Consider the following 5,787-nt stretch of genomic DNA (forward strand, 5'->3'; position numbering starts at 1 on the left):
TGAGTAGCCAGTCCATAAAACCTTCATGCTTGAAAGAATTATTAGAAGCTTTTAAGTTTGACACGCAGGAGAAGAAAGAAATATTAAATGCAGCTAATGAAATCCGAAGTGCACATATTTCAGCTGGTCATTATATTTCTCGCAGATTGATGAAAGAGTTGGATGAAAACCTAGAAACTGTTATTGAAGAAAACGGATATTATTCATTTGAATCCAAAGCGTTTGAAGGAGCTTTTTTTAATATTGAAGAAATAAAAAGAATTTCTAATGAAACATATTTTGTTCCCGAAAATGAAACGTTAAAGATTATTAAAGGTTGAGGTGCAAAACAGTGGATAAAAAGTTAAAAAGTGCTTTAGTTAACCGAGAACTTATAATTGACGCCATTGAACATGAAATTGTAGGTCCAAGTGACATTCAAAATGCTACAAAACCTTTGAATGTTATTGGCAATACGACATTTAATAATTTTGATGAGTTAAATACAAATTATTATTGGAATAAGGCAGCTTTAAAGGAGGAAGTAATCCAAAGAGATACCCCTTCTCGAAGGTATGCTGTAGGAATGTTATATCCTATGAACCTTGAAAATGAAGAGGTTGAAGAAAACGAGCTAGTAATTGATGTTATAAATGATGAGCAACAAGAAGGGTTTTATGATGAATTAGATGATTTAAATGCAGAGGAATTTGATGAGGAATCTGGTCTAGACGATGTCGCACCTAATATTCAACAGAAAGATTCGATGCCTTCAAGCATGGGAATGACATTTTGTTTAGCAAGGGATACGAAAGCTTTTACAGTTAAGTTTAAAGGCGGAATATATGAAAAACATAAAATCTATGCGGACATTATTCACAAAGATGAAGACAATGGCAATCAAAAACATTACAAATTCGATGAATATTGGTGGTTGCGTACGTCTGTTTTCGCTGAACAAGAGATAAAGCTATCGGAGTTTGAAACTAAAAAAGGTATTAATGTAAAGCAGGTTCCCCTTTATATTTATGACAATTCAAAAAATAGAATTGAAAAAATCAGCTTGAGATTACATATTCAATATCGTGCAAAAAAAGAATATACGTTATTGACAGTGACAGTTTTGAATGTGAGTGAGCCTCCTGCAAGGCATAATGTAAACGAGTATACAGTGTTTCAATCTTGCTTAAATATTTCAGCTTATCCAGGGTGCTTTTTAAATTATCCTAAGATTTTTCAGCGTAATTTAGACTTAACTGAAGATGAGTGGAATAACGAGTTATTATTCAGGAACAAATCTAATTATGCATTTGGGCATGGCTGTTCAGTTACATGGAATCAATATTCTAAAACTATATCGGAGATTAAATCTACATTCATACCAAGGTATGAAACTGAGAGCATGACTCCAGATGTTACATTAAATATTGATGGTAAAGAAATAAAGTTGAGAATCCAAATGCAAGCTTTAATGAATGTGAAAAATTATAATGAATTATTTCAAATTTTACAGCCATTAGTAGCAGGTTATAAAGATTGGATTGCTAAGCAAGAGGAAGAACTAAAGAGCCTTCAAGAAGAACTAAAAAAAGCAGCTAAAACTAATTTGAAATTATGTAAGGAAAGCTTAGTAAGGATAGAAAAAGGACTTAAATTATTGAAAAAGCCTAAGGTACTTGAAGCATTTAAAATGGCTAATAAAGCAATTTTATTACAACAAATAAATGGTAAAACACCACGTAAAGCTTACTTTGAAAAACTGGATACAGGATTAGAGCTAGTATTTGAAAATACATTTCCAGAATCAACAAAAAAAATGAGCGATTTAGGTTCATGTGATAATAGCTGGCGTGCTTTCCAAATAGCCTTCTTCTTATTATCAATTCAATCCTTAGTAGAAAAGGATTCACTAGATCGTGAAACAGTTGATTTAATCTGGTTTCCTACTGGCGGCGGAAAAACTGAGGCATATTTAGGCGTTGCTGCATTTCAAATGTTTTACAGACGTTTGTTAGATCCTTCTGATGCAGGTGTAGATATTATAATGCGCTATACTTTACGTTTGTTAACAGCTGACCAATTCCATCGTGCTTCTAGACTAATTTGCGCAATGGAATACGTACGACGGGAAAATGAAAATGATCTCGGTCAAACACCTTATTCAATTGGAATTTGGGTAGGGTCAAAAACTTCGCCTAATACCAATAAGGAAGCCTTGAGACAAGTAAATGCAATGAGCAAATCCAAGGGTCCTGAGAATTTAGTAGTAACAAGATGCCCTTGGTGTGGATGTCAAATAGGGAAGGTTGAAGTGAAGGGAAAAGACGCTANNCTTAATTGTAGCGTGCCCAGATGACAAATGTGATTTCCACGATGAAATCCCCGTCTATTTCGTAGATGAAACAATTTATGAAAAACAACCAACTTTCTTAATTGGGACAATTGATAAGTTTGTTCAATTAACATGGAGACCTGATGCTAGAAAATTATTTGGATTAAATGAAATGGGAGAGCGTGTTGTATCTCCACCACAAATTATTGTTCAAGACGAACTGCATTTAATTTCAGGACCTTTGGGAACTCTTGCGGGTCTATATGAAGTGCTAATTGAGGAATTATGCATCGATGATCGTGGTGAGGTACCAATTAAGCCTAAAATTATTTCAGCAACAGCAACTATTAAAGAGTTTGAAGAACAATCTAAATGTCTTTTTGGACGAACAAGTGCGAGATTATTCCCGAGTCCAGGTATCGATATTGATGATTCATTCTTTTCAAAAGTGGCTGTTGATGAGAGCGGAAAACCAATGCCTGGACGAAAGTATATAGGAGTTTTTACATCAAGAGTAAGAATTTTGATGGCGCAGGTAATGACGTATTCTGCTATTTTACAAAAAGTTGAGAGCTTTTCAGAAGATGATCGTGACCCATTTTGGACATTGCTTTCTTTCTATAATAGTTTAAGAGATTTAGGTGCTGGATTAAATTTATTTAATAGTGATATTCCAACTTATATTGATGCATTAGTTAAGAGAGAAGGATTTAGCAGCAGGAGATTTTTGGGAGCACCATTAGAATTAACTTCTCGTAAACAAAGTAATGAGATCTCTAAAACTATTGATGATTTAAATGTTCCTTATACTATGAAAGATCATAAGAGGCGTACAAAATCTCTTACGTCATGTTTAGCATCAAATATTATCGAAGTAGGCATCGATATTGACCGATTATCAATAATGGGCATCATAGGTCAGCCTAAAATGACAGCCCAATATATTCAAGTCAGTGGTCGTGTAGGGAGACGACCTAACGAAAGACCAGGATTAATAGTAACAGTATATTCTAATCAAAACTCACGCGATAAGTCACATTATGAGCATTTTAATGAATATCACCAAAGACTCTATGCGCAAGTAGAAACTACAAGTTTAACGCCTTTCTCAACAGCGTCTTTGGAACGAGGCTTAACAGCTGTACTAATTGGATTTTTACGACAACGGATGGATATGCAAATAGCAAGCTTTCCTACAAGTAAAGAATTAATGCGCGTTATAAAAGATAAGCGTTTCATTGCTTTTCGCCACCGCTTCAAAGAGCGTGTAAAATTAATAGATTCTGATCAATTGGATATCTGGAAAAATACATTTAAAGCCTTCATGGATGGAATATTACAAGGACGCTATGAAACTTGGCGAGTTTCTGATACTGAACGGGGTTTGATGTATCAAGCAGGAAATTTAATTGATGGCGAAAAATATGCTGGTAGTATACCAGTAATTAATTCGTTGAGAAGTGTTGATGCTGAAAGCAGAGGCTCTATTGTTTTACTAGATAAAGAGGACTACGAATTTGTGTGGGAGGAAGATGATTAAATGCGTTACTTACCAATGAGACGATCAAAATTGGTTGGAACAGAAGGACCAGGTTCATTAGTAATTAGCCCGGAAGGAGAAACAGCTGTTGTAGGCGCACTAGACCTCTGGTTTAGAGATTCTAAAGGAAATAAAGCAAATAACATTGAAGAATTTTCCGTAAATGAGCCGCGCTTAAAATCAATCTTAAAAGTAAATAAATTTTACAGTCCTCCTGAATTCAGAAAGAATTCAAAAAATACAATGGAAGTTATTCCAAACAGTGGTCTAGTCATGCCTTTAATGAGGTTTCCAAGATGGCATTATTGTAGTTCCTGCAAGTCACTACGAGAGTTAGAGCTTGATCAAACCACAGTATTCTTAGATTGCCCAAAATGTAAAACAAAAAGGTATTATAAACAGGTTCCATTTGTAGTAATCTGTGAACATGGTCATTTATCCGATTTCCCATGGCGCAAATGGGTTCATGGCGATCAAAATACTAACTGCAAGGGAAATTTAAAAATTCGCATGAGTGGCGGGACAACACTTGATTCTTGGAGAATTGAATGCGAAAGCTGTCCAAGTAGCCGTGGTTTACAAGGAATTACCGCCTCCTATGATGGTGAAGAGAAAACGAGTGTTTTAGGGGATACACTAAATAAAACAGGATCACAAAAATACACCTGCGAAGGTGAACGCCCTTGGTGTGGAGATGAAAAAGAAGAATGTGAGTCAGCCCCAGTCGCGATTTTGAGAAATTCTATTAGTGTTTATATGGCTAAAAAAATAAGTGCTCTAGCCATTCCAGGTGATTATAGAGAAAATGTAGATCTGATTGTATCAACAATTAAATCTCCTTCTAAATATTTATTGCGAACAAATCTGGCACTTTTAGATGATTTAGAGAAAAAAACTCAGTTTATCAGAACAAACCTGAGATTTGAGTTAAAGGATGATATAACTGACGAGGATATAGAAGAAGCCTTGATGTATATAGAAGCTGGGGAGGAATATGAATACACGGAGGAGGAGTTAGAAAAACCAGGTCTAGTTATTAAGCAAAAAGAATTTGAAAAGCTTACGTCAACAGTAAATTCAAAAGAACTAAAAGTTGAACCTGAATGGGTATATGAGAATGATGAAGAAAACGACAAGAATTATTACAAGCCATATTTAGAACGTATATCTAGAGTGTTAAAATTAAAGGAAACAACAGCTTTATTTGGCTTTGATCGGAAAGATTACAAAAACACTAATGATTATAGTAGTTACTATCCATCTCTTTATAAGGACTATGAGAATGCTGACGAGAAGTGGCTACCTGTTAATGAAGTATATGGAGAGGGCATTTTTTTACAATTGAATCTCAAAAAAGTTGAAGAATGGGAGTCTTCCTTGGATGTTCAGAAATATTTCGAACTGTATCAAAAACGGTTAAGTCATTTAGAACATAGGGATGATGTAATTCTTAGACCAAGGAATATTATGTTGCATACATTGTCACACTTTTTAATTGATGAACTTGCGAATGTTTGTGGTTATAATCGTGCAGCAATTAGAGAAAGACTTTACTTAGATGAGGGACAGGTAGGTGTATTAATCTATATTTCCGCTGGTGATTCGCAAGGAACTTTAGGTGGGCTTGTACGATTGGGATTGCAAGAGAAATTTTTCCATGTTTTAGACAAGGCAAAAAATAACGCAGAATGGTGCAGTTCTGATCCAGTTTGTACAGAGCTTGGAAAAACACAAGGACAAGGTGTAAACAATTTGAATGGTGCAGCTTGCTATAACTGTTCACATATTCCAGAAACGTCTTGTGAATTTTGGAATTTATATTTAGATAGAAGCTTACTTATAGATGAAAAGATAGGTTACTTTAAAGAGTAAGAGAATAAATTATAAAAACAACTTCAGTTAATCGTAGTAATAGAAATATTATAATCCAAGACAG

General features: G+C 34.7%; 2 protein-coding genes and 1 pseudogene. All 3 read left to right on the plus strand.

Translation table 11 applies throughout. The annotated features are described in order from the left end of the window. Positions 1–320, plus strand: a pseudogene (locus tag V7149_RS02465) (hypothetical protein); the annotation flags it as partial. Between the two features lie 2,163 nt (positions 321–2,483). Then, positions 2,484–3,851, plus strand: coding sequence for a helicase-related protein (locus V7149_RS02470; protein WP_335344081.1), 1,368 nt, complete (start codon positions 2,484–2,486; stop codon positions 3,849–3,851). Beyond that, positions 3,852–5,723: a DUF1998 domain-containing protein gene (locus V7149_RS02475; protein WP_335344082.1), complete on the plus strand. Its 1,872-nt coding sequence runs from the start codon at positions 3,852–3,854 to the stop codon at positions 5,721–5,723. Positions 5,724–5,787: the final 64 nt, after the last annotated feature.

Source organism: Bacillus sp. JJ1503 (assembly GCF_036965125.1).
Lineage (GTDB): Bacteria > Bacillota > Bacilli > Bacillales > Cytobacillaceae > Cytobacillus.